The sequence below is a fragment of the Olleya sp. Ti.3.14 genome (assembly GCF_038154885.1).
GTDB lineage: Bacteria > Bacteroidota > Bacteroidia > Flavobacteriales > Flavobacteriaceae > Olleya.
Genome location: NZ_JBAKAO010000009.1, coordinates 24,098 through 47,693, shown reverse-complemented (window position 1 = coordinate 47,693; position 23,596 = coordinate 24,098). Strand labels below are relative to the sequence as shown.

General features: G+C 30.5%; 27 protein-coding genes and 1 tRNA gene. 11 read left to right on the top strand and 17 right to left on the bottom strand.

The genetic code is table 11. The annotated features are described in order from the left end of the window. Positions 1 to 19 precede the first annotated feature (19 nt). Positions 20 to 940, top strand: coding sequence for a YeiH family protein (locus V6251_RS12325; protein WP_341588447.1), 921 nt, complete (start codon positions 20 to 22; stop codon positions 938 to 940). A gap of 19 nt (positions 941 to 959) precedes the next feature. On the opposite strand, the gene V6251_RS12320 is transcribed toward V6251_RS12325, so the two are convergent. The 4 genes from V6251_RS12320 to V6251_RS15540 all read right to left on the bottom strand — a co-directional run bounded on the left by V6251_RS12320 (position 960) and on the right by V6251_RS15540 (position 3,393). Beyond that, on the bottom strand, positions 960 to 2,168 hold the full coding sequence (locus V6251_RS12320) for a peroxiredoxin family protein (protein ID WP_341588446.1): 1,209 nt from the start codon (positions 2,166 to 2,168) through the stop codon (positions 960 to 962). A gap of 106 nt (positions 2,169 to 2,274) precedes the next feature. Continuing rightward, on the bottom strand, positions 2,275 to 3,009 hold the full coding sequence (locus tag V6251_RS12315; RefSeq protein ID WP_341588445.1) for a hypothetical protein: 735 nt from the start codon (positions 3,007 to 3,009) through the stop codon (positions 2,275 to 2,277). A 4-nt stretch (positions 3,010 to 3,013) separates the two neighbouring features. Next, the gene (locus tag V6251_RS12310; protein WP_145001205.1) at positions 3,014 to 3,214 is read right to left on the bottom strand and encodes a hypothetical protein; all 201 of its coding nucleotides are present in this window, start codon (positions 3,212 to 3,214) and stop codon (positions 3,014 to 3,016) included. 26 nt (positions 3,215 to 3,240) lie between these two features. Next, the gene (locus V6251_RS15540) at positions 3,241 to 3,393 is read right to left on the bottom strand and encodes an abortive infection system antitoxin AbiGi family protein (RefSeq protein WP_445933621.1); all 153 of its coding nucleotides are present in this window, start codon (positions 3,391 to 3,393) and stop codon (positions 3,241 to 3,243) included. Positions 3,394 to 3,461: 68 nt separating this feature from the next. Here V6251_RS15540 and pheT point away from each other — a divergent pair, with 68 nt between their 5' ends. The 4 genes from pheT (at position 3,462) to V6251_RS12290 (ending at position 6,825) form a co-directional block, all read left to right on the top strand. Continuing rightward, positions 3,462 to 5,891, top strand: a complete 2,430-nt coding sequence (pheT, locus tag V6251_RS12305; protein WP_341588444.1) for a phenylalanine--tRNA ligase subunit beta — start codon at positions 3,462 to 3,464, stop codon at positions 5,889 to 5,891. Between the two features lie 215 nt (positions 5,892 to 6,106). Continuing rightward, on the top strand, positions 6,107 to 6,304 hold the full coding sequence (locus V6251_RS12300) for a hypothetical protein (RefSeq protein WP_145001199.1): 198 nt from the start codon (positions 6,107 to 6,109) through the stop codon (positions 6,302 to 6,304). Positions 6,305 to 6,314: 10 nt separating this feature from the next. After that, positions 6,315 to 6,512, top strand: coding sequence for a hypothetical protein (locus tag V6251_RS12295; protein ID WP_341588443.1), 198 nt, complete (start codon positions 6,315 to 6,317; stop codon positions 6,510 to 6,512). An 82-nt stretch (positions 6,513 to 6,594) separates the two neighbouring features. Further along, positions 6,595 to 6,825 (top strand): putative signal transducing protein, encoded by a 231-nt coding sequence (locus tag V6251_RS12290; RefSeq protein WP_341588442.1) that lies wholly within the window; start codon positions 6,595 to 6,597, stop codon positions 6,823 to 6,825. A 64-nt stretch (positions 6,826 to 6,889) separates the two neighbouring features. On the opposite strand, the gene V6251_RS12285 is transcribed toward V6251_RS12290, so the two are convergent. Further along, positions 6,890 to 7,471 (bottom strand): fasciclin domain-containing protein, encoded by a 582-nt coding sequence (locus V6251_RS12285; RefSeq protein WP_445933619.1) that lies wholly within the window; start codon positions 7,469 to 7,471, stop codon positions 6,890 to 6,892. 187 nt (positions 7,472 to 7,658) lie between these two features. Further along, entirely contained in the window at positions 7,659 to 9,278 is a 1,620-nt protein-coding gene (locus V6251_RS12280; RefSeq protein WP_341588441.1) for an ABC-F family ATP-binding cassette domain-containing protein, read from the bottom strand. A gap of 154 nt (positions 9,279 to 9,432) precedes the next feature. Between V6251_RS12280 and V6251_RS12275 the strand changes: the two genes are divergently transcribed. Further along, positions 9,433 to 10,860, top strand: coding sequence for a hypothetical protein (locus V6251_RS12275; RefSeq protein ID WP_341588440.1), 1,428 nt, complete (start codon positions 9,433 to 9,435; stop codon positions 10,858 to 10,860). Between the two features lie 81 nt (positions 10,861 to 10,941). On the opposite strand, the gene V6251_RS12270 is transcribed toward V6251_RS12275, so the two are convergent. The 4 genes from V6251_RS12270 to V6251_RS12255 all read right to left on the bottom strand — a co-directional run bounded on the left by V6251_RS12270 (position 10,942) and on the right by V6251_RS12255 (position 14,758). Beyond that, positions 10,942 to 11,298: a heavy-metal-associated domain-containing protein gene (locus V6251_RS12270; protein ID WP_341588439.1), complete on the bottom strand. Its 357-nt coding sequence runs from the start codon at positions 11,296 to 11,298 to the stop codon at positions 10,942 to 10,944. 12 nt (positions 11,299 to 11,310) lie between these two features. Next, positions 11,311 to 13,545 (bottom strand): TonB-dependent receptor, encoded by a 2,235-nt coding sequence (locus V6251_RS12265; RefSeq protein ID WP_341588438.1) that lies wholly within the window; start codon positions 13,543 to 13,545, stop codon positions 11,311 to 11,313. 2 nt (positions 13,546 to 13,547) lie between these two features. Next, complete coding sequence (locus tag V6251_RS12260) at positions 13,548 to 14,279, bottom strand: heavy-metal-associated domain-containing protein (protein ID WP_341588437.1); 732 nt, start codon at positions 14,277 to 14,279, stop codon at positions 13,548 to 13,550. 68 nt (positions 14,280 to 14,347) lie between these two features. Further along, entirely contained in the window at positions 14,348 to 14,758 is a 411-nt protein-coding gene (locus tag V6251_RS12255; protein ID WP_445933620.1) for an HYC_CC_PP family protein, read from the bottom strand. Between the two features lie 131 nt (positions 14,759 to 14,889). On the opposite strand from V6251_RS12255, the gene V6251_RS12250 reads away from it, so the two are divergent. The 3 genes from V6251_RS12250 (at position 14,890) to V6251_RS12240 (ending at position 17,939) form a co-directional block, all read left to right on the top strand. Continuing rightward, positions 14,890 to 15,681 (top strand): DUF3108 domain-containing protein, encoded by a 792-nt coding sequence (locus tag V6251_RS12250; RefSeq protein WP_341588435.1) that lies wholly within the window; start codon positions 14,890 to 14,892, stop codon positions 15,679 to 15,681. A gap of 4 nt (positions 15,682 to 15,685) precedes the next feature. Further along, entirely contained in the window at positions 15,686 to 16,015 is a 330-nt protein-coding gene (locus V6251_RS12245; protein WP_099569002.1) for an FUSC family protein, read from the top strand. Between the two features lie 364 nt (positions 16,016 to 16,379). Continuing rightward, positions 16,380 to 17,939 (top strand): M28 family peptidase, encoded by a 1,560-nt coding sequence (locus tag V6251_RS12240; RefSeq protein WP_341588434.1) that lies wholly within the window; start codon positions 16,380 to 16,382, stop codon positions 17,937 to 17,939. A 152-nt stretch (positions 17,940 to 18,091) separates the two neighbouring features. Here the strand turns inward: V6251_RS12240 and V6251_RS12235 are convergent. The 4 genes from V6251_RS12235 to V6251_RS12220 all read right to left on the bottom strand — a co-directional run bounded on the left by V6251_RS12235 (position 18,092) and on the right by V6251_RS12220 (position 21,045). Further along, positions 18,092 to 18,167, bottom strand: a tRNA-His gene (locus tag V6251_RS12235). A gap of 76 nt (positions 18,168 to 18,243) precedes the next feature. Continuing rightward, positions 18,244 to 18,960: a bacillithiol biosynthesis deacetylase BshB1 gene (gene bshB1 / locus V6251_RS12230; RefSeq protein ID WP_341588433.1), complete on the bottom strand. Its 717-nt coding sequence runs from the start codon at positions 18,958 to 18,960 to the stop codon at positions 18,244 to 18,246. Positions 18,961 to 18,966: 6 nt separating this feature from the next. Continuing rightward, the gene (rlmF, locus tag V6251_RS12225; protein ID WP_341588432.1) at positions 18,967 to 19,860 is read right to left on the bottom strand and encodes a 23S rRNA (adenine(1618)-N(6))-methyltransferase RlmF; all 894 of its coding nucleotides are present in this window, start codon (positions 19,858 to 19,860) and stop codon (positions 18,967 to 18,969) included. A 30-nt stretch (positions 19,861 to 19,890) separates the two neighbouring features. Continuing rightward, positions 19,891 to 21,045, bottom strand: coding sequence for a trans-sulfuration enzyme family protein (locus V6251_RS12220; protein ID WP_341588431.1), 1,155 nt, complete (start codon positions 21,043 to 21,045; stop codon positions 19,891 to 19,893). Positions 21,046 to 21,184: 139 nt separating this feature from the next. Here V6251_RS12220 and V6251_RS12215 point away from each other — a divergent pair, with 139 nt between their 5' ends. Further along, positions 21,185 to 21,556 (top strand): hypothetical protein, encoded by a 372-nt coding sequence (locus V6251_RS12215; RefSeq protein WP_339809018.1) that lies wholly within the window; start codon positions 21,185 to 21,187, stop codon positions 21,554 to 21,556. A gap of 30 nt (positions 21,557 to 21,586) precedes the next feature. On the opposite strand, the gene V6251_RS12210 is transcribed toward V6251_RS12215, so the two are convergent. The 3 genes from V6251_RS12210 to V6251_RS12200 form a co-directional block, all read right to left on the bottom strand. Beyond that, entirely contained in the window at positions 21,587 to 21,736 is a 150-nt protein-coding gene (locus V6251_RS12210) for a hypothetical protein (protein WP_341588430.1), read from the bottom strand. Between the two features lie 3 nt (positions 21,737 to 21,739). After that, complete coding sequence (gene mscL, locus V6251_RS12205) at positions 21,740 to 22,186, bottom strand: large conductance mechanosensitive channel protein MscL (RefSeq protein ID WP_341588429.1); 447 nt, start codon at positions 22,184 to 22,186, stop codon at positions 21,740 to 21,742. A 107-nt stretch (positions 22,187 to 22,293) separates the two neighbouring features. Continuing rightward, on the bottom strand, positions 22,294 to 22,482 hold the full coding sequence (locus tag V6251_RS12200) for a hypothetical protein (protein WP_292949452.1): 189 nt from the start codon (positions 22,480 to 22,482) through the stop codon (positions 22,294 to 22,296). Positions 22,483 to 22,724: 242 nt separating this feature from the next. Here V6251_RS12200 and V6251_RS12195 point away from each other — a divergent pair, with 242 nt between their 5' ends. Next, the gene (locus tag V6251_RS12195; protein ID WP_341588428.1) at positions 22,725 to 23,567 is read left to right on the top strand and encodes a hypothetical protein; all 843 of its coding nucleotides are present in this window, start codon (positions 22,725 to 22,727) and stop codon (positions 23,565 to 23,567) included. The last annotated feature ends 29 nt before the right edge of the window (positions 23,568 to 23,596 follow it).

Sequence of the window (23,596 nt, the reverse complement as noted above, 5' to 3'; positions counted from 1 at the left end):
TCACACAAATCTGTTTGATATGAAAAATGTATTATCCAAAATAGTTTACTTTACATTAATAACTTTATGTCTACTGGGATTTATAAACAGTCCATTAGCGTTGATATTAGGTTTTTTATTTGCTATTATATTTAAGAATCCTTTTAAGCAACATAGCCATAAATTTATACACTATCTTTTAAAACTATCTGTTATAGGATTAGGTTTTGGCATGTATCTATTTGAAACGTTAGAGACTAGCAAAACCAGCTTTAACTTGACACTTTACACCATTACACTAACTATAGTTTTAGGTTTAATATTGACAAAAGTTTTAAAAATAGATTTAAAACTTGGTCACCTTATCACTTCTGGAACAGCCATTTGTGGAGGTAGTGCTATTGCTGCAATTGCACCAATTATAAAAGCAAAAAGCAATACGATTAGTCTTGCTTTAGGCATTGTGTTTTTACTAAACGCTGTGGCTTTGTTTGTGTTTCCAACGATAGGACATTTTTTGAACTTGACACAAGAACAATTTGGGTTATGGTGTGCTGTTGCTATACACGATACAAGCTCTGTAGTTGGAGCTGCTTTAAATTATGGAGAGGAAGCTTTAAGAATCGCTACCACAGTAAAACTATCTAGAACGCTTTGGATTATTCCGTTGTCCTTTTTTTCGATGTTATTTTTTAAAACCAATCAAGGAAAGCTAAAAACCCCTTATTTTATTGTTTTATTTATACTTGCAATAATTATAAATAGCTATCAAATACTACCACCTTACATTACTACCTTTATTGTGTCACTATCAAAACGTCTTTTACTTGTAACATTATTTATAGTAGGCTCAACAATTTCTATTAAAAAGCTTAAAGCTACTGGTTTAAAACCCATCACACTAGCAGTAGTTTTATGGGTATTTATTTCGCTGTTTTCGTTATGGTATATTTTAAAATAAACCTATTAAACCAAAAGCTTTATTCGTTTAACAACATATCCATAAAGGCGTTAAACTCAGTTTTAAACTCTGTGTATTTGCCTCCTGTTGCTGGACCATTAAAACCTGTATGTATTTTACGTACTTTACCAGTTTTATCTATAAATATTGACGTTGGATAACTTAATACGTGGTTTAACATAGGGAGTTTGTCGTTAGCAGCAGTTTTACTCGTTGATCCGGTTTGCGCTAATAATATTGGGTAGTTAATATCTAGCCTATCCTTTAATCGGTTTATAAAACTAAAGGCTTTAGCTTCGGTTTTAGCATATTCAAACGCTAATGCGACAAACTGAATGTCTTTATCTTTATTTGCATTATAATATTGTGTATAAAATTTACTTTCGTCTAAACAATTTGGACACCATGTACCCATAATCTGTACAACCACAACTTTGTTTTTAAAGCGATCATCTTTTAAAGACACTTGTTTACCATCTGTATCTGGAAAGCTAAATGCTAAGGTGTCATACCCTTCTTTTAAATAAGTTAAATTATTAGCGCTAGCTAATTGGTAGTTATCATTGCGTTTAGCTTTAAATGGCTCTTTCCAGTGATTACCAGAGTAAAACTGTCCATTAATTGTACTATCTGTAACGGTTCCGGTAAACAAAAAGGCATGTGCACCATCAAAAGTTGATAATTGTAATTGATTACCATTAACAATCCCTTCTAAATAACGATAATCTCCAGTTTCGGTCAAAAAAGTACCTGTTACAATATTATCTTTTTGTTTAAAAACCCCTTTAGCGACGTACTTATCAGCTTCGGTATTTGGACTAAAAACAGTTTCCCATTCTCCAGTAATATTAGTTTCCGCTTTAGCGTTATTATCAAATCTACTTTCATTTTTTGACGCTGTAAAAGCTTGTTGACGTCCTTTTTCTTCAACAACAAAACGACCATTTAGGGTTTGGTCTTTAATTTTTGCAATTAATAATCCTTCAAACACTGGCAATTTAATGTAAACCGAATCATTTTTATATTCAATCTCATCCACAGCAATAACCTCTTCCGCATTGTAAATCTCTAATGTATTAGCATCTTTTACGTTAAAGATAAACGGAAGGTTTTTAGTGTCATTTAGTATTAATTCGCCTCGATATGTACCAAAGGTTAAAAACTCGGTATCATTATTTTGACAAGATAACACACTAAAAAGGACTAGGATAACTAAAAGTTGACGCATGATTTAAATGTTTTTTACAATATTATTCGAAATAACAACAAAATACTTACAAATAAAAAGACACTGCGTTAACAATGTCTTTTTAAAATATAAAAAAATATAACTATTACTCTTCAACAGTTTCCACTTTTTCAAGTTCTACTAACTTTTCTTTATTATTTTGAATTCTAGTTTTAGTTCTTTCAATTGCATTTTCATGCTTTTTCAACTTTTCCTCTATTCTTTTAAAAGTAGCTTCACGTTTGCTTACTTCCTCATTCGTAATAGTTCCCTCTGCTTTTTGCTGCTCTAATTGCGCTTTAGCAGCAACTAATCTGTCCTGACCTTTAGTTACTAATTGGTCGCTAGCATCTATTTTATTATCATATGACGTCATTCTAGATTTGACAGCTTCAATACGCTCTGCTTTATAAGCTTCTTTATCACCTTTAAACGCTTCACGTTTTGCTTTTAATTCTTCTCTTTTTTGTGCCATATCCATACGCTTAGCACTCATTTTTTCTTTCATTTCAGCTTTTAAAGCTTCTTTTTCCTCACCAGTAGCATTTTCCATTTTAGCCTTCATGTCGGCTTTTTCTTCTAGCATTTCAGCCTTCATTTCGTCCTTTTTGGCATGCATTTCTTTTAACTCGCCTTGCTTCTCCTTCAAATTGTCTTTATGCGCTTCTTTTTTGTCATTAATCTGCGCTTTCATTTGCTCCTTTTGAGCTTTCATTTCTGCTTTTTTCTGCTCTGTTTTTTTAACTAATTCAGATTCAGTAGCTATTTGCGCAGTAAGTGTTTGTTGACTACCTACTAAAAATAGTCCTGTACATACTAGTATTATTTTTAAATGCTTCATGTTATTATAGGTTTTCAAGTTCTTTCAATTCTTTTTCTAGCTCATCAGCCTCAAGCTCTAAATCGTTTACAAGACTATCCGTTTCAACTTCAATAGTTTCGATTTGCTCTGTCGCTTTTACTGCTGCATCGTCCTTTTTAGAATCTCTGCAAGAAGCAACTGAAAATAACACAACAAGTAATGCTATTTTAAAAATAGTTTTCATCTTTTAATGGTTTTAATGATTAATATCTATCTAATATACGGTAATAAAAGCCTAATTAGATTTTTAAGTATATGTCTTTTATTTAAATTACAGATAAAACGCCATGTTTTTTCGACATAAAACCATAACAATTTTCTGTATCTGCAATTTGTCCTAAAAAAATGCTTTAAAAATGAAATAAAAGCTGTTTTTTAAATCCTTAAAACTACTAAGTATTGTTATATTTGTGCACTTAATTAGTATACAAATGAAGATTTCTTACAACTGGATTAAACAATTTATAAAAATTGATTGGACTCCAGAACAAACTAGCGAATTACTTACAGATTTAGGTTTAGAAGTTGAAGGCTTAGACCTATACCAAAGCGTTAAAGGAGGTTTAGAAGGCGTTGTTGTTGGTGAGGTTTTAACTTGCGTACAACATAGCAATGCAGACAAACTAAAAGTAACTACTGTTAATATAGGGCAAGATCAACCTGTGCAAATTGTATGTGGTGCTCCTAACGTAGCTGCTGGGCAAAAAGTACCTGTTGCAACTATAGGAACTACTTTATATACTGAAGAAGGTGAAGCTTGGACTATAAAAAAAGGTAAAATTAGAGGTGAGGAAAGTCACGGAATGATTTGTGCAGAAGACGAGTTAGGCTTAGGAAAATCTCATGACGGAATTTTAGTTTTACCAGAAGACACTGTCGTTGGCACACCTTGTGCTGATTTGTTTGAAGTAGAAAATGATCAAGTTTTTGAAATTGGATTAACACCTAATCGTGCAGATGCAATGAGCCACTTTGGAACTGCTCGTGATTTAAAAGCTGGATTACAACAAAAAGGAATAAATGTCGAATTAATTACACCTAGCGTTAGTGCATATCATGTAGATAGCAGAACACTTAAAATTGATGTTGACGTATTAAACAAAGAATTAGCACCAAGATATTGTGGTGTAACTATTTCTGGCATAAAGGTAGAAACCTCTCCAGAATGGTTACAAAATAGATTAAAAGCTATTGGCTTATCACCAATTAATAACGTGGTAGATATTACAAACTACGTATTGCACGATTTAGGTCAACCATTACATGCTTTTGATGCTAGTAAAATTACCGGAAATAAAGTTGAAGTTAAAACATTACCAACAGGCACCAAATTTATCACTTTAGATGGCGTAGAGCGTGAATTACATGAAGATGATTTAATGATTTGTAATGCCGAAAAACCTATGTGTATCGCAGGAGTTTTTGGAGGTATAGATAGTGGAGTTACAGAGCATACAACAAACATCTTTTTAGAAAGTGCTTACTTTAACCCTGTAAGTGTGCGTAAAACTGCAAAACGTCATGGATTAAACACAGATGCATCCTTTAGGTTTGAACGTGGTATTGATCCAAAAATAACCGAGTATGCTTTAAAACGTGCTGCATTACTAATCCAAGAGATTGCTGGAGGAGAAATTACTAGTGATATTGCAGATATTTATCCTAATAAAATTGAAGACTTTCAGGTTAGATTAAGTTTTGATAAAGTAACCAAACTTATTGGTCAAGAAATACCTACCGAAACTATAAAATCAATCCTAACCTCTTTAGATATTAAAATTAATAGTGTAACAGAAACTGGATTAGGATTAACTATACCAGCTTTTAGAAACGATGTTACACGTGAAGCTGACGTTATAGAAGAGATTTTAAGAGTCTATGGTTATAATAATATTGAGACTAGCTCTAAACTAAATGCCTCAATATCTAATGCTTCAAGGTTTGAAGACTATAAACTACAAAACCTTGTTGGTAATCAATTAGCAGCTCAAGGCTGGTTTGAGATTATGGCAAACTCTTTAACAAGTGCAAACTATTTAACATTAACAGAACAGTTAAAAACAGAGCATAATGTAGAGATGCTAAACCCTTTAAGTCAAGATTTAGGCGTTATGCGTCAAACCTTACTTTTTTCTGGATTAGAAGCTTTAAGTCACAACATTAATAGACGTCAAACTAATTTAAAGTTTTTTGAATTTGGTAAAACCTATCACGATTATAATGGTACAAGAGAAGAATATAAACACTTGTCCTTACTTGTAACTGGATTTAAAACCGAAGAAAACTGGTCAAATGCGCCACAAGTAAAAACCAATTTCTTTTACCTTAAAGGAATTATTGCCAGTATTTTAGAGCGTTTAGGAATTACACGCTATCAAGAAAGCGCTACGACAAATGATGTGTTTTCCGAAGGTTTGCAGCTTAGCATAGGACGTGATACCTTAGTAAACTTTGGTGTATTAAAATCTAAAATAGCTAAGCATTTTGATATAACTCAAGATGTATTTTATGCCGATTTTAATTGGGATACTATTATAGAGGTTGCTAAACGTAACAAAATTAAATTTACTGCAATACCTAAATATCCAGAAGTAAGACGTGATTTTGCATTACTGTTAGATCAAAACGTAACCTTTGATAGCCTACAAGCAATCGCTAAAAAAACAGAAAAACAATTACTTAAAAAAGTAAATTTATTTGATGTTTACCAAGGTAAAAACTTACCAGAAGGTAAAAAAAGTTATGCTGTTAGCTTTACATTTATGGACGAGAGACAAACGCTTACGGATAAAGTAGTTGATAAAATAATGAACAAGCTACAAAACAATTTTGAAAAACAACTTGGTGCAGAGTTAAGATAATTATGGCTTCTATTTTTAAAAAGAATATATTTTATCTAATATCAGGACTAGTTTTTTAAGCTCATGCATTTTATAGACTGTATCATTTTTTTAATGAAGCTGCTTTTAATCTAGTAAAATTAATTATTGCATTGGTGTTTTTTGGTTATGGTGTATATGCAATTTACACTTACATAAAAAACACAAAAGACAAACAAGCGTAAACAGATCTAAATATGGAATCATTAAAAAACAATAAACTTTATAATTTATTTACAGGACTATTATTAATAGGATTTGGATGCTTTAGATTATACCAACATTTTAATGCTAATCCAACATTAAGCTCGTTTAGACTAGCCATTGCTGTTGCTGCTATAGGTTATGGTATTTATGCACTATATAATTATACGCAATTAAAAAAACAAGACTAATAAGCTACCCATGAAACCTCAACCAAAAAATAATATTTTGAATTTAATTTTAGGCATAGTGTTTATTGCCTATGGTGTATTTAGAATTTACCAACACTTAAATGGAAATCTAACATCTAACACTATTAGATTAATAATAGCTATTGCCTTTATAGGATCAGGTGGTTACAGTTTATACAAGTATTTTACAATTAAAAATATAGAATAATTTAACAAAATTATAATTTTTAAAGACCTATAGACTTCCTTTATTTTTTTGTATATTTAAGTAACAACTTAAATTCAAAATTATGACAGACTATATAAAAATTTTTGAAGGTAACTTTATAATCGTACAATTAATAAAAACCAGATTAGAAGATATTGGAATAAATCCCATTATTAAAGACGAAAATGAATCTGGTCGACTAGGTGGTTTTGTACACGATATACCACGAGTACCTGAAGTATTTGTTCACGAATCTGAACTTAGTAAAGCACAATCCATTGTTGAAGCTGTAAAAGCAGAAACTAAAGCATAAAATAAACCTCTTCTATTCTATAAAGAATGAAGAGGTTTTTTTAGACTAATCAAATACGTTTGTTTTATGCTTTTGGTAATAAAACAGAATCAACAACATGTATTACTCCGTTTGATTGATTTACATCTGCAATAGTAACTTTAGCAGAGTTTCCGTTTTCATCTGTTACATAAACATCTTTTCCTTTTTTCCATGCAGTTAAAGTTCCACCAGATACAGTGTTAATAACCGCTTTACCATCTCCTTTTTCAATTAAGTTTAAAATTTCTTTAGCATTCCACTTTCCAGCAACAACGTGATATTTTAATACTGTTTGTAATTGCTCTTTATTTTCTGGTTTTAATAAGGTATCAACTGTTCCCATTGGTAACTTGTCAAAAGCTGCGTTTGTTGGTGCAAAAACCGTAAAAGGTCCTTCACTTTGTAAAACATCAACTAATTCTGCTGCCTTAACCGCTGCAACTAACGTTGTGTGATCTTTTGAGTTTACTGCATTCTCTACAATATTTTTTGATGGATACATCGCTGCTCCACCTACCATTTTAGTGTCTTCTTTCATCATTTTTTTGTCTTGAGCTAAACCTAAATTTGCTAAAAGCATTACACTAAGTCCTAATACGATTTTTGATAATTTTACTGTTTTCATAATTTTATTTATTTGGTTTTTAAGTTCGGTCTATTTACGAGAGAACTTAAATGTCGGTTTTTAAATTTTTCTATTTAACACATGATTAACTAAAACTATTGATACATAAATATGAAAAATACCAATAAAAAAAGCCTTCAGAGAGACCTGAAGGCTTTTTAAATATGTAAATAAAATTTTAAAATTACTAAGCGTACATTTGGTCTCTTAGTTCTTTTATTTTTTTGTCTTGCATATAATCATCAAACGTAGAATATCTATCAATTACTCCGTTTGGTGTTAACTCTACTACTCTATTAGCTACTGTTTGTGCAAACTCGTGGTCATGTGTTGTAAATAAAACAGTCCCTTTAAAGTTTTTAAGCGAATTATTAAACGCTGTAATACTCTCTAAATCCAGGTGGTTTGTTGGTTCGTCTAATTGTAATACGTTAGCTCTAGTCATCATCATTCTAGATAACATACAACGCACTTTTTCTCCTCCTGACAGTACATTACATTTTTTTAACGCTTCTTCTCCACTAAAAATCATTTTCCCTAAAAACCCTCTAATATGCACCTCTTCACGCTCTTCTTCTGTTTGAGCCCATTGTCTTAGCCAATCGACTAAAGTCATGTCTGTACTTTCAAAAAACTTACTATTATCCAATGGAAGATAAGATTGTGTCGTTGTAACTCCCCAATCAAATTTACCTTCATCTGCTTTTAGATTGTTATTTAAAATTTCGTAAAACGCAGTAGTTGCTCTAGAATCTCTAGAAAACACGACTACTTTATCTCCTTTTTGTAGATTTAAATCTACATTTTTAAATAACACTTCATCATCAATTGATGCTGCTAAACCTTCGACATTTAAAATTTGATCACCAGCTTCTCTATCTCTGTCAAAAATTATGGCAGGATAACGACGACTGGTTCTTCTAATTTCATCTATATTAAGTTTATCAATCATTTTTTTTCTACTTGTAGCTTGCTTACTTTTTGCTACGTTAGCAGAAAAACGACGGATAAAATCTTCTAATTCTTTTTTCTTCTCTTCAGCTTTTTTGTTTTGCTGTGCATGTTGTCTTGCTGCTAATTGAGAGGACTCATACCAGAAGGTATAGTTACCAGAAAAATGATTAATTTTTCCAAAGTCAATATCACTAATATGTGTACAAACCGCATCTAAAAAGTGTCTATCGTGAGATACCACAATAACACAGTTATCATAATTAGCTAAAAAGTTTTCTAGCCAAGCAATGGTTTCGTAATCCAAATCGTTGGTAGGCTCATCCATAATAAGTACATCAGGATTTCCAAAAAGTGCTTGCGCTAATAACACACGTACTTTTTGTTTTCCGTCCAAATCACCCATTAATGTGTAATGAAACTCTTCTTTTATACCTAGATTAGATAGCATTGCTGCAGCATCACTATCTGCATTCCAACCATTCATTTCTTCAAATTGCACTTGCAGCTCTCCTATTATCTCAGCGTTTTCATCTGTATAGTCTGCATACAATGCGTCAATTTCTGTCTTTATTTTATAAAGGGCTTTATTACCTTTTAATATTGTTTCTAAAACAGTGTCTTCGTCATGTTTATTGTGGTCTTGTGTTAAAACCGACATGCGTTTTCCTGCTTCTAAATGTACCTGACCCGAAGTCGGCTCCATCTGTCCAGAAATAATTTTTAAAAATGTAGATTTTCCAGCTCCATTGGCTCCTATAATACCATAACAATTTCCATTATTAAAAGTGGTACTAACTTCATCAAAAAGCACACGCTTACCGAATTGAACTGATAAATTTGATACTGATAACATATCTTGAATTTTAATTTTGTGCAAAAGTAGAAAATTAACATCAAATAGCCATATACATTCAGTCTTTAATAAGTTTTAACAACGCCTTAACACGAGAACTCTTTCGCAAAACATATTTTTGTTTGTAAAATTTTTTGCCCTTATTAATTACCATATGTATACAAGACTATTTATTTATCTTTTACTTTGCTCTAGCGTCATGTTTTCTTGTAAAAAAGATAAGAAGACATTAAAGGACAATACTGCATTTTTTGGAGGCGAAATTATTAACCCAAGCACCAATTATATTATCATTTTTAAATCTTCTGAGATTATTGATACGGTGTTTTTAGATAGTAATAATCGTTTTAAATATGTTTTTAATGACTTTGAGCCTGGACTATTTAGTTTTTACGATGGTAAAGAGTCTCAGTCTTTTTTAATACAGCCACTAGACAGCATTATGGTAAGAGTTAATACTAAGGAGTTTGATGAGTCCTTAGTTTTTAATGGTATTGGAGAAAAGGAAAACAATTACCTGATGGAATTGTTTTTAGAAACAGAACAACAAGAACAAGAAATTTTAAGAATAAGTCAATTAGAGCCTAAAGCATTTGAAGCTAAACTTTCAAAAATAAGAGAGGCTAAACTTGAAAAGCTTTCTAAATTTAATGATAAACATAAAACTACTGAGCTTTTTAATAATTATGCTATTGCCAATATAGATTACAACTATTATTATAGTAAAGAAGCCTATCCATTTATTAATTACAGTGAAAATGAAGAAGCTATTTTTAATAAATTACCAAGTAACTTTTTTGACTTTAGATCTGATATTGATTATAACAACAAGCTATTAAAAGATTACAGACCTTATGTTTCGTTTTTAAGGTTTCATTTTAATAATATAGCCTTGCAAGAGCACTTTAAGCACTCTCAAGACGATACTTATAACAATCAATCTTTAGATTATAATTTAGATAAGCTATCATTAATAGAGCAAAAGGTATCTGACACCTTTATTAAAAACAGATTGTTATATTATAACATGATTAAGTTTATTAATGCTTCAAAAAGCGTAGATGATTATGATACGTTATTAAAATCGTTTCAAGCAAAAAGCACTAATAATAAGCAAAAATTTAAAGCGACTAAGCTAGTCAACTCTTATAAACTTTTAAAACCAGGTCAAGTAATCCCTGATTTAATGGTGATTAATAAAAATGAAGAAACTAAACACTTAAAGGATATTATTACTAAACCATCCATCATTTACTTTTGGGATGCTAAAGATAGATATCACTTAAAAGTTTCTCATGAGCGTGCAAACGACCTTCAAAAAAAATACCCTGAGTTTGATATTATTGCTATTTCTATTAATAAAATAAGCAGCAGAGAGCAAGCAGAAATTTTACGACGTAATAACTTTAGTTTGACCAATGAGTATCATTTTGAAAATGTTGAGGATGCAATTGAACTTTTGTCACTTAAACCCGTTAACAAAATATTTATAGTAGATAAAAATGCTATAATTGTTAACCCTAAAGCTAATATGTTTGATGTTATGATGGAAACCGAGTTATTAGGTTTAATAAATAAGTAATATTATATTATACGATACTAAATAAGTAATAAAAAAACGCCTGCAATTTGCAGGCGTTTTTTTTATTTCAATTACTTATGATTAATCATTTTTGTGATCATCCTTAACCTCTTCATCCCTGTATTTACAACAATCATGCACAGAGTCATAAGCTTCGTCTGTTGCTTTAAAGTCTTTTGTATCATGACCTACAGCTAATACATTTTGCTCGATGGTTTTTAAACTTGTTTTATTTTCGTCAAAAATTAATTTTAACTCATGCGTATCTACATTCCAAATAGCACTTTTAACACCTTTGGTTTTAAAACATGCTTTTTCGATTCTTGATTTACACATCATACAAACACCATCAACTTCTAAACTTTCTCTTTTGTTTTTGTCTTGTGCAAAACTTACTGTTGATGCAATCATTATTAATACTAATACTAGTTTTTTCATTTTATATTGGTTTTATTTTAATTTATATCTTAATCCTGCATAATACATACTACCAAATATTGGTCCATATACAAAGTTGGTATCAAAACTTGTTCCAAATGGATTGTCTGCACTAACAATAGGATTATCTTGTCTTAAATTTGTAATGTTTTCTCCTCCTAAATATACTTCAAATTTTGGAGAAAATACTCTTGTTATTTGTGCGTTTAAAGTTCCGATTGACTTAGAATAATCGTCTATTTTATATTGAATTGGATTATTTAATGTCGAAGGAAACCTTTGCTCGCTTAACCAGTTATAGGTTAAATCAAACTTCCAGTTACTATTATTTTTAATTATGGTTTCATACGAAGCGTTAGCAAACAACCTATGTTTAGGTGTAAGTGGCTTAATTAACTTTCCTGATTTATACTGTGTTTTTACATCGTAATATTTATAAGCAGTCCTTAAATTAAAATGCTCAAATACGTTATAGTTAAATTCGGCCTGAAAACTATTAGCATAGCTATCTCCTTCTAAATTATAAAAATTTACTTCTTGAGTATTCTCTAAATCAACAACAACTTGATTTTGAAAATCTGTACGGTAAAAATCTAAAGTTACATCGGCTTGTCTTCCAAAAAGGTTAAACCCTTGTAAATAAGACATACCATAATTCCATGCTATTTCTGGGTCTAAACCATAAATGGTTCCGTTGGTATTTAAAATTGAAAATTCACGCGAAGAGGCAAATAAATTTTGATTTTCAGTAAATATATTAGCACTACGCTTACCTCTACCTACAGAGGCTCTGATTGCAGACTTACTCCAAGGTGAATATCGCATGTGTAATCTTGGTGTAATAAACTCGCCTAACAAATTATGAGTATCCACACGCAGACCTGCTGTCATGGTAAAGTATTCTAAATCGTCAAACGAATATTCAAAAAACCCACCAAAAGAACGTTCAGTTCTTTCAAAATCTTGCTGAATAGCAAACTCATTGTAATCATCATAAGTGAAATTTATACCAGTTTTAATCTTGTGCCTAGAGTCGTCTATAATTGAGTTATAAATAATGTTAGAATATAGGCTGGTATGTTCTATATTATATTCATTTAAACCAAAATAAGATTCTTGTTTATGATTGCTAAAAGCAAATTGTACACCTAAACTTTGCCAAGGTATTTCTGGATTTACATACCCTAACTTAGTAGAAATCTCATAGCGTTTTGTATCAATCTCGCTTCCCCAAGCATTAGTGGTTAGTCTATCAGTATCAGGATTAAAGTTAAGTTGACCTGACTGTTTGTTATCATCTAAATATCTTAAATTAACAAACGTAACTAATCCTTTTTCTGGATTGGTATACTGCCAACGATTCATAACATTTACCTGATTATATAAAGGCATATCTAAAAATCCGTCGTTGTTTACATCATGTTTTTCTTGATGTGTATTACCATGCAAATACAAACCAGTACTAATTTTGTCGCTAATTTTAGTATTAAAATGAGTGTTTAATTCTAATCGTGTGCTACTTGCACCATATAAATTAACAAAAAACTTATTATCTGTAGAAGGCTTAACTAACTCGGCATTAATCTGACCAGCAATACTTTCAAATCCATTAACCACACTTCCTGCGCCTTTAGTAATTTGAATACTTTCAACCCAAGTACCAGGAATAAAACTAAGACCAAAAGCTTGAGAAGCACCTCTAATTGCAGGAATATTTTCTGTAGCAATTAATATATACGGACTAGAAAGACCTAGCATTTTTATTTGTTTGGTACCTGTAACAGCATCACTAAAATTGACATCAATGGATGGATTAGTTTCAAAGCTTTCGGACAGGTTACAACAAGCAGCTTTTAAAAGCTCGTCACTACTTACCAGTAGTGTATTTTGGGCTTTTAAATAAGATCTTGATGTCGCTACCTTTCTGGATTGCACAAAAACTTCATCAAGGTTGTTGGTAGGCTCTAAAACATGTTTAATTGAATTTGAAGACGTTATAGTTAGTGTGTCAGATTTAAACCCAACATAACTTATTATCAAATCATTTGTGCTATCTACAAATGGTAAACTAAAATTACCATCAATATCTGTAGCTGTACCAACACTAGTCCCAGACCAGATTAGGTTAGCACCAAATAATGGTTGTTTTACATCACCTTGACTAGCGTCATAAATGGTACCTGTTAAGTTTTCTTGTGCGATTAGCAGTATTGGAAAAAAGCTAAATAGTATCAATAATTTTTTCATAACTAATTATAGATTTTAATTAACATCCAAACTGCCATTAGTATCATAATGGTGTTTTCTATAAAAGTCGCTTTAGTCATTGGTAGTTTAAGCGTTGTCCCTAAGCAAGCACATTGAATAGTTTTTTTATCTAGCAAAGTTTTAATTACACCAAATGTTGTGATCCCTAAAATAACTATTGTGATAATTAAGGCTAACGGAATCTGAATTCTAGCAATAAATAACAATCCTAAAATCAGCTCTATAAATGGATAAATTAAACCATATTTAGGAATAGCCTTAGCTAATGGATCGTACATTTTAAAACTTTCAGGAAATCCTTTTAAGTCTAAAAATTTAAAAAAACTAAATACAAAATAAAATAAGCCCATAAAATCTAACATAAAGTTAGACAATTCCCAAGCTTTAAGATTTAGTAAAATAGCAACAGCTGTTATATATCCAAAGATTAAAAACAATGGAAACAGTTGTCTTAGTTGGCTTTTATCGTGCTGTTCAACATCAACAGAATCAAATAGGTTTTTAGAAGTATTTACTTCGCTAATTTGAAACTTATTTGATAATACGTCTTGTAATTGTTTAATTGAAATATGTTCAGTCATGTCTATTTCAGCCTTAGATTGCTCTAAATTAACTGAAACATCTACAACTGCTTTTAAAGATTGTAAAGACTTCTCTACCGAAGCTTTACAGCCATTACAGGTCATACCTGTAACTGTATAAATATGTGTCATTATAAATATGATTTAATAAAATTAACTTTAAATAATTTCCGCGTAAGCGAAATAATTAAAGCCTTTTATCAAATAACAAATACGTCGTGAAGTACCTGGTAATCTATAACCAAGTTGGGTGGAGAATAATTTTTATGCGGAATGATTTGTTTTGGAAGACTTTCAAACAAATGAAAGTAAGTAAAAACAAATGAGGTTATCAAGAATTGATTAGCAACATCTAAATCGTTAAAACTATTTAACTTTAGTTTGTCTTGACCTTTAATAATTTTTACAACATCCTTACAACATGATTTTTTTAAAACCACGTTTTTGTCAGTATCCAAAGGAGTACCGCATTTTTTTGCTTTGGTAAAAACAGCAACATCTACTAAATGATCTCCACAATAATGGCTTTCAACAGTAAAAGACAGTGTTGACAACAACACCACTAATGCCATTAAAGCAGATCCTAATTTATGTAACGCTTTTTTAATCACGATACAAAAGTACAAAATAGAATAATACAGTAGCATGGTTTTCAAAAGGTTTAACAACTATATTAAATTAGGACAATAATTTCGGCACAATTAATGTTAAGTTATATCTTTGACAAATAAATAACCTTTTTATGAAATTTAAATTAACAGTATTACTAGCACTTGTAACCTTCAGTTTTTTGCAAGCTCAAGATAATAAAGCTTTTAAAGCTGGCGAAAAATTAACTTTTGCTGCCTCATACAATATGTCTGGAATATTAACAGATATAGCAGAAGTTAAGATGGAAACTAGCGAAATGAAGACTAGTACCGCAACTTTATTACATTTAAAATGTACTGCCACCACCTATAGTGATTTTGATAGTTATTTTAAAATTAGAGATTTATATGAAAGCTATGTAAACCCTAGAACAGTCACTCCGTATTTATATAACAGAGAGATTAATGAAGGTGGTTATTACAAATTTGTAAAATATAAGTACAACCATAAAGCTAATCTTGTAGAAAGCTTAATTAGAAAAAAGACTAAAAAAACTAAAACAGGTTTTTGGGATCAAAATAATAATGTGAAAATAAATGGAAATACTAGAGATATTGTCTCTACGATTTATAAAATTAGAACATTAGATATTAATAAAGCTCCAATAGGTGCTTCAGACTCTTTTACAGTCTTATTTGATAATAAAATGACCAAACTTAGCTTTACTTTGCTAGCTAAAGAAACTATTAATACTGCTATTGGTAAAAAAGAATGTTATAAACTAGCCATTAGCGTTGCAGGTAACAACTTTTTAAAAGGAAACAATGCCAATTTACTTTGGCTAACTGCTGACGACAACAAAATACCTGTGTATGCTAAATTTAAAATAGCAGTTGGAAGTGGTGAGTTAAAAATAAAATCTGCGACTGGATTAAAAAACTAATAACATGAGAAAAATAAGTATAATATTAGGATTAATTTTTGCTGTATTGGCTGTAATTCTTTCAGTTTTACCACTATATAAATTATCGTTTATTCCAGCTATCCTTGCACTTGCTTTTGGACTATTAGCATTTTTTAAATCCAAGAAAAATCAAGAACCGACACATGTCATACAAGTTGTTTTTTTAATAACTATAATTGCTCTAGCACTTGCAACCTATAAATCTATTTTTAGTGTTAAAGAAGTCGGAGATACTAAAGAGTTGAAAGAACTTGAACAACAAAGACAAGAAGAAGCTAAAGAAGAATTAGAAGATTTAATCATTATTGATTAAATAAAAATATTAGATTAATTCCATTTGATTTAAAATGTTAAATGGATATAAATCCAGCTAATAAAAACACTAATAATTAAGTATTATCCACTTACATAGTAGTGTTTATTAAATTAAGTGTAAAAAATATAATTTTATTTTTTACACTTAATCTATTCTGCAAAATATACAGTTAGCTTGTAATCATAAAAGCCTAATCCATTAATTTTTAGAAAAACTGACATTTACAAAACAAGCAAGTCAATTTTGTAAAACGCGACGATTTATAGTTTCCTAATTATATCTTAAAATCAAGGTAAACTTAATATTAAGTTAATTTTTCTTGTATTTTTGAAGGTATAACTACTTAAATCATTTATTATTAATGAAATCAACATTCTCAATCGCCACATTAAGTTTATTATTTGTGGCCTGTGGAAGCTCTCAAAAAGGCAGCGAAACAAGCACTAAAATTGTAGATCCTGTTGTCTACGGACAAACAATCACACAAGAAGACCTAAAAACATCATTGTACACTTTTGCATCTGATGAATTTGAAGGTAGAGAAACTGGTGCTGAAGGACAGAAAAAAGCAATCAATTTTTTAAAAAAACATTACATTAAATATGGTGTTCCAGCTGCAAAAAGCGATGGAAACTATTTTCAAGATGTACCGTTAAAGGTGCAATCTAAGCCAGATGTTGCATTAACTATTAATGAAAAGTCATTAAAAAATTTAGAAGATTTTGTTTCTATCAACCCAATGGAAACAAGCAAATTAAAAGCTACTGAAATTGTAAATTTAGGTTACGGTATAGAAGATGATAAATTTTCTAACTACGACAACATAGACATAAAAGGTAAAGTTGTCTTTTTTGTAAGCGGAGAACCTAAAAACAGTGATGGTACCTATGTAATATCAGGAACTAAAGAGTCTTCAAATTGGTCTAATTTTAGACAAGAATTTGCATTAAAACGCGATTTAGCTGAAAAAAAAGGAGCAAAAGCTGTTTTATATTATAACCCAGAAGTCTTTGCTATGGCTGCACTACGTTTTGGAGCTTCTAGTGGTCGAATGACTTTAGCTGGCAATGATAAAGACATGTTTTACTTTTTAGTCAATACTGAAACGACTAAAGCTATTTTTAATGAAGATGTAAGAACATTTGATAATTCATTTAAAAATAAGATAGTTAAAGCTAACTTAGATTTAGACTTTACTAATAACTCTAAAGATTTATCTTCTGAGAATGTTGCTGCTATAATTAGAGGTACAGAAAAACCAGATGAGTATATTGTGGTTTCTGCGCACTTAGACCACGAAGGTGTAAAAGATGGAGAAGTTTATAATGGAGCAGATGATGATGGTTCTGGTACTGTAGCTGTCTTAGAAATTGCAGAAGCTTTTGCTAAAGCTAAAAAAGATGGACATGGTCCAAAACGATCTATAGTATTTTTAAATGTAACTGGTGAAGAAAAAGGCTTATTAGGAAGTCAGCATTATACAGATAACGATCCCATTTTTCCATTAGCTAACACTGTTGCTAATTTAAATATAGATATGATTGGTCGTGTTGATCCTAAACGTAAAACAGGAGACCGTAATTACATTTACTTAATTGGTAGTGATAAATTAAGCACAGAGCTTCATGAGATCTCTGAAGAGATGAATACAAAGTATGCTAAGGTAGAATTAGATTACACTTATAATGATGATAATGATCCTAACAGATTTTACTACAGATCTGATCATTATAATTTTGCTAAAAATAATATTCCAGTTATATTTTACTTTAACGGAACGCACGATGATTACCACAGACCAAGTGATACACCAGATAAGATAGAATACGATCTATTAGAAAACAGAACCCGATTAGTATTTTATACTGCTTGGGAACTAGCCAATAGATCATCAAGAATTATAGTTGATAAAGCTGAATAACAACATAAAAAAAGTCCTGTAAAATTACAGGACTTTTTTTTATCTATTATCTTTTGAAGTTATTGATTATAAAAGTCGAAGTACATATCCTTTTATTTAAAATAAAAAGCACAAAAAAAGCTTCTCTAAATTTAGAGAAGCTTTTTGCTTTTGGGTGGAAGACCGGGTTCGAACCGGCGACTTTCGGTACCACAAACCGACGCTCTAACCAGCTGAGCTACAACCACCATTTGTGCACATTTAATAATGCGTGTGCAAAGGTAATTTATTTAGTAGTTATTCCAAACCTTTTTTTTAAAATTTTTTACTTTAAATCAAATAAACTTTCCACAGCGACGTAACGCTCTACATTATAGCCTTCTGCGTAATCAACATTTATTAGTCTTCCTAAATCATTTGCTCTATATTTTATGCTATCTGTAAAGTTTTTGCTAGAAATAGGTGTTTCTGGTTCTTTACTATCAGGATCAAAAAACTGAGTTTTATAGGCTAATACACTTTTCATCTTAACATCAATGTAATCTGAGACGTCTACAACAAAATCTGGTTCTATATTTTTCCATTGTATGTAATGGTAAACTTGCTTTGGTCTCCATTGTTTTTGAGGCATACCATCAACTATAGTTTCAATTTTAATTAAACCACTTAAAAAGCAAGCATCACTAACTAACTTACTCCCTTTTCCATGATCAATGTGTCTATCATCAATTGCATTGCATAATATAATCTCTGGTTGATACTTTCGTATCATTTTTATAATTTCTAGTTGGTGCTGTTTGTCGTTAACAAAAAAACCATCTGCAAAACCTAGATTTTCTCGGTAAGCTACTCCCAATATATTTTTAGCCTCTTCTGCTTCTGCCTTTCTGGTCAACTCTGTACCGCGTGTTCCTAACTCTCCTTTAGTTAAGTCAACGATAGCTACAGTTTTACCATTAGCGACCTCTTTTGCTATTGTAGCTCCTGCGCCTAACTCTACATCATCTGGATGTGCCCCAAATGCTAGTATATCTACTTTCATTATAACTTAATTTTTATTCCAATCTTCTTTTTGTTGTTCATCTAAAAATGTCCAAGCAACTATTCTACTTTTTTTGTTTCCAATATTCATTCCTATTGTTAAAACAGCTGTAGCACCTAACTTTTTAAGTGATTGGTTTATTGTTTTTACATTATCCTTGTTAGACACTAAACTTGTGTACCAAAAACTTGCAGTTTTTAATAAAGAGCTTTCGTATAAATAATTATGCAAAAAAGCTTTTTCTCCACCTTTGTACCATAATTCATGTGCTTGTCCAGCAAAGTTTCTGACCATTTGGTCTGTGGGCTTTCCAAGTCCTTTTAGTTTACTTGTTGTAGCCTTTAACGCATCAGCTTCATTTTTAAAAAATGGAGGATTACACATGGTTACTGTTACCTTATCTGTTTCACTTAAAACACCTGTCAACACATGTGCATCGTCATTTTGTTTTTTAAGTTTAATTTGGTCTTGTAAGTTATTTTTATCAATGATATTTTGAGCAGCTTTTAAGGCGTCATCATTACTATCCACACCTATATAACTCCAATCATACGCTGCATTACCTAATAAAGGATAAATACAATTTGCACCTATACCAATGTCCATAACAGTTATATTGTCTGTTAATTTAGAACGCTCTAATAAATCTGAAATGTGGTGTATATAATCTACACGTCCAGGAATTGGAGGACACAAAAAGTGATCAGGAAAATCCCAAAACGCTACATCATAATGAGATTTTAATAATGCTGCATTTAAAGCCTTTACTGCTTTAGGGTTAGCAAAATCAATAGTTTTTTTGTTATTGGCATTTGTAAAAATGAAAGGCTCTAAGTTCGTGTAAACTAATGATAGCTGATCAAAATCGTAATCGTCGGTATGTTTGTTTTTTTTATGCAAAATATTTTTATTGAAAATGTTATGAGTTAATTATTTTATGGTTGCTTCCACTGCTTGTTTTATATCTGCTTTTAAATCTTTAGCTTCTTCTATTCCTAAAGAAAAACGAATAAGTCCGTCTGATATACCAATTTCTAAACGTTGTTCTGGTGTTAATAACGAGTGTGATGTTTGTGTTGGAGATAACATTGTGCTTTCTATACCTGCTAAACTCATAGAAGCTTTAATTAACTGTAATTGCTTCATGAATTGATCAGAATTTATACTATCAATAAGTTCAAAAGACAACATAGCTCCAAAACCCTTCATTTGAGATTTTGCTAACTTATGTTCTGCGTGACTTTTTAAGCCTGGATAATACACTTGTTTAACAAACGTTTGTTTATCTAACCATTTTGCTAATTTGTTAGCATTTTTAGTTTGTGCTTTTACACGTAAACCCATAGTTTTCATGCTACGCTCCAACATCCAAACCGTAAAATCGCTTAAACTACCTCCATAATTTTTAGATACATTCCATATTTTATCTAAATGATCTTTACTTCCTGCTACTGCTCCTGCACAAATATCACTATGACCTCCAAAATATTTAGTTGCCGAGTGCATTACTAAATCAATACCAAAATCTATTGGGTTTTGATTTACTGGACTTGCAAACGTATTATCTATACTTGTTACAATGTTTTTTTGTTTACCTAAAATGGCAATTGCTTTAATGTCTGTAATGGTAAGCAATGGATTTGAAGGTGTTTCGATATGAATCAACTTGGTATTTGGTTGTATTGCTTCTTCAAAGTCTTCAACTTTATAACCATTTGTAAAAGTGAACTCTATATTTAATTTAGGAAATTCTTCTCTAATAAAATTAGATGTTCCACCATATAAGGTATTTTGAACCACAATATGATCTCCTGATTTTAAAAACGCTAAAAACATGTGGCTAATAGCTGCCATACCAGAGCCAAATATCATAGCTGTTTCTGTATGCTCCAAAGCTGCTATTTTTTTTGCCAAATATTCTTGATTGGGAGTATTAAAATACCTTGGGTAACGTTTAACATCTACGTCCATAAATTGATAAGAAGATGATAAATAAATTGGAGATATCGCGCCTTTAAATTGCTCATCTGGCACTTCACCAACATGTGTACAAATGGTATTTAAACCTTGATTTTCTAATTTCATTTTGTTAACACTTTTAGACTACTAAATTACTGATTTTATAATTGACTATATAATACTAGGCTTACTAATATTAAAACGTAATAAATAGCTTTAACTAGTCTTTAACTAAAATCTACCTTTTTTTTGTATCTTATTGATTATGATAGCACAAGACAAAGAAGCACACGAAGACATTTTAAAACAATCTATTAAACACTTAAAGTTTTTAGGGTATGAAAATATTAAAGCGGATTTAGATGGATATGAATCGCCAAAATCTTTTATTAAAAAGAAAAACAGCTTAGTTATCACACCTGACATTACAGCTTATAAGCGTACCAAAAAATATTTTTTTGAATTGGGCTTAAAAAGCGAAAAACCTAAACTATTAAAAACAAAATGGCGACTATTAGACGTAGTTACCAGAATGAAAGACCATCGTTTTAAAATTATTACAACTAAAGGACACTATAGTTTTACCAATAAAATATTAAGTGATTTAAATATTGAAAAATCTTTAATCAAATTATAAAAAAAAGAGCCAATTAATATTGGCTCTTTTTTATTTATTATTTATTTGACTATTTACAATAGCTTTAAGTTTTTCCTTTCTTGTGGCTTCTTCCTTTTTCTTTTTATTATTTTTTTTAGCCATTAACTTAGAGTGTTTGGCTTTGTTTTTTGTGTTTTTTTGACCTTTAGGCTTAGGCATATCTTATTTTTTTGAAGCTTTTAAAAGTGCATTTTGCTCTTCCATTAAATCGGATAATCTTGATAACAACTCGATATCCTTAGGTGTTTTAACTGTTTTATTTTTGGTGTCGTGTGATTTATCCTTTAACCTATTCATAGCTTTGACAACTATAAATACCGTTAAACCAACAATTAAAAAGTCTAATACAACCTCAAACAATTCGCCATAATATACAGCTACTTCTTGACTAGTAACCACACCATCATTATTTACAATCTCATTTCGTAAAATATAGCGCTTATTCTGAAAATTTAAACCATCAGTTAATAATGATAATGGTGGTAAAAACACTTTTTTAACTAAAACATCAATTACTTTATTGAAAGATGCACCTATAATTATACCTATAGCCATATCCATCATGTTGCCTTTTACAGCAAATTCTTTGAACTCTCTTAAAAATTTCATTTGTAAACTTTATTTAATCCTTAGTTGTTTTATTGTAAGCTCTAATCATAACTAAAGCCCATGCAAAGACACAAAAAAATACGATAATAGAAAACCAAAATACAATACTATTTCCTTCCATTGTTTACAAGTTTTACATATATCATTACACCTAAAAGAGTTGGTGCCCATAAACCAATAAAAATACCATGCAATTGCTCTCCTTTTAAAAATAAATACTCGGCAATCAATATAATTGCTAAACATAAAATAAGTAGTAAAATGTTACTTAAGCCAAAGTTTTTAATGTAGTTCATTAATGTGATTTATAATTTTTAACAAGTTAATAAAATATTAAAGTGAAAACAAAAAGAATAACTCTTAACTAAAAATTAAACACTTTAAACTACGTAAAGATGTATTTTATCGATAAAACATTTAAATTTTTAATCTAAAAATGCATTTAAACGAATAAATACGCATTTAATAGCTGTTTTTCAATAGTCTGACTATATTGGCACAAGAATTTAACCTATTAACTGATTAATATCCCCTTATTATGAAAAAAATTGCACTACTAACCCTAATTTTAATTACAAGTTACACATTTGCCAGCGCTAGCGATACAACTACAACTACAAACTCAATACAGATTATTAGATTGGACTACAATGCGCCAAATGGCGCCTCAAGAGAACTTGTATTAGCCTTTACGTCAGACAATGCTGCTACAGATGGTGTTGATTATGGTTACGATGCTGCTGTATATTCTCCTTTTAATAATGATTTAAATTGGTTAATAGACTCCAATAGATATGTAATCCAAGGTGTAGGGTCATTTCAAAATACTAGTCAATATCTTTTTGGATTATACAATGAAGTATCTGGAGAAGCAAGTATTACCTTATCTAGCTTAGAAAACTTTAATACAGATATAAATGTTTACATATATGACGCTTTGCTTAATACTTATACTAATATTAACGACACGCCTTTTACTGGTATTATTGACGCTGGAGATTACACAGACCGTTTTTACATTGCATTTGAAGAACCTGAAATATTAGATACAGACACCAATAATGAGGATATTATCATTGATAGTTTTAATGCTTTAGAAAATAATGAAAACCCTCCAAAACCTGACAACAACGCAACTACAAAAAGCATAAATCTTAGCTACGATGCAAATACTAACCAATTAAATTTAAAATTTGAAAATAACGCGTTAGTCAAAAATATTACTCTTTATAATTATAAGGGAATAGCTTTAAAAACCATAAAAAAGGCAAACAACAACAAAATAAATATTCCGCTTAACACAAATGACAAAAACTTAATACTACACATTACAACAGATACTGAAGTTATAGTTAAGCAAATAGCACTAAATTCTAATTAAGTCTAATACTTAATTTAAAATACAAAAAA

Coding starts and splice junctions, on each gene's coding strand:
- V6251_RS12325 (WP_341588447.1), top strand. CDS start 20: ATGAAAAATGTATTATCCAAAATAGTTTACTTTACATTAATAACTTTA.
- V6251_RS12320 (WP_341588446.1), bottom strand. CDS start 2,168: ATGCGTCAACTTTTAGTTATCCTAGTCCTTTTTAGTGTGTTATCTTGT.
- V6251_RS12315 (WP_341588445.1), bottom strand. CDS start 3,009: ATGAAGCATTTAAAAATAATACTAGTATGTACAGGACTATTTTTAGTA.
- V6251_RS12310 (WP_145001205.1), bottom strand. CDS start 3,214: ATGAAAACTATTTTTAAAATAGCATTACTTGTTGTGTTATTTTCAGTT.
- pheT (WP_341588444.1), top strand. CDS start 3,462: ATGAAGATTTCTTACAACTGGATTAAACAATTTATAAAAATTGATTGG.
- V6251_RS12300 (WP_145001199.1), top strand. CDS start 6,107: ATGGAATCATTAAAAAACAATAAACTTTATAATTTATTTACAGGACTA.
- V6251_RS12295 (WP_341588443.1), top strand. CDS start 6,315: ATGAAACCTCAACCAAAAAATAATATTTTGAATTTAATTTTAGGCATA.
- V6251_RS12290 (WP_341588442.1), top strand. CDS start 6,595: ATGACAGACTATATAAAAATTTTTGAAGGTAACTTTATAATCGTACAA.
- V6251_RS12285 (WP_445933619.1), bottom strand. CDS start 7,471: ATGAAAACAGTAAAATTATCAAAAATCGTATTAGGACTTAGTGTAATG.
- V6251_RS12280 (WP_341588441.1), bottom strand. CDS start 9,278: ATGTTATCAGTATCAAATTTATCAGTTCAATTCGGTAAGCGTGTGCTT.
- V6251_RS12275 (WP_341588440.1), top strand. CDS start 9,433: ATGTATACAAGACTATTTATTTATCTTTTACTTTGCTCTAGCGTCATG.
- V6251_RS12270 (WP_341588439.1), bottom strand. CDS start 11,298: ATGAAAAAACTAGTATTAGTATTAATAATGATTGCATCAACAGTAAGT.
- V6251_RS12265 (WP_341588438.1), bottom strand. CDS start 13,545: ATGAAAAAATTATTGATACTATTTAGCTTTTTTCCAATACTGCTAATC.
- V6251_RS12260 (WP_341588437.1), bottom strand. CDS start 14,279: ATGACACATATTTATACAGTTACAGGTATGACCTGTAATGGCTGTAAA.
- V6251_RS12250 (WP_341588435.1), top strand. CDS start 14,890: ATGAAATTTAAATTAACAGTATTACTAGCACTTGTAACCTTCAGTTTT.
- V6251_RS12245 (WP_099569002.1), top strand. CDS start 15,686: ATGAGAAAAATAAGTATAATATTAGGATTAATTTTTGCTGTATTGGCT.
- V6251_RS12240 (WP_341588434.1), top strand. CDS start 16,380: ATGAAATCAACATTCTCAATCGCCACATTAAGTTTATTATTTGTGGCC.
- bshB1 (WP_341588433.1), bottom strand. CDS start 18,960: ATGAAAGTAGATATACTAGCATTTGGGGCACATCCAGATGATGTAGAG.
- V6251_RS12220 (WP_341588431.1), bottom strand. CDS start 21,045: ATGAAATTAGAAAATCAAGGTTTAAATACCATTTGTACACATGTTGGT.
- V6251_RS12215 (WP_339809018.1), top strand. CDS start 21,185: ATGATAGCACAAGACAAAGAAGCACACGAAGACATTTTAAAACAATCT.
- V6251_RS12210 (WP_341588430.1), bottom strand. CDS start 21,736: ATGCCTAAGCCTAAAGGTCAAAAAAACACAAAAAACAAAGCCAAACAC.
- mscL (WP_341588429.1), bottom strand. CDS start 22,186: ATGAAATTTTTAAGAGAGTTCAAAGAATTTGCTGTAAAAGGCAACATG.
- V6251_RS12200 (WP_292949452.1), bottom strand. CDS start 22,482: ATGAACTACATTAAAAACTTTGGCTTAAGTAACATTTTACTACTTATT.
- V6251_RS12195 (WP_341588428.1), top strand. CDS start 22,725: ATGAAAAAAATTGCACTACTAACCCTAATTTTAATTACAAGTTACACA.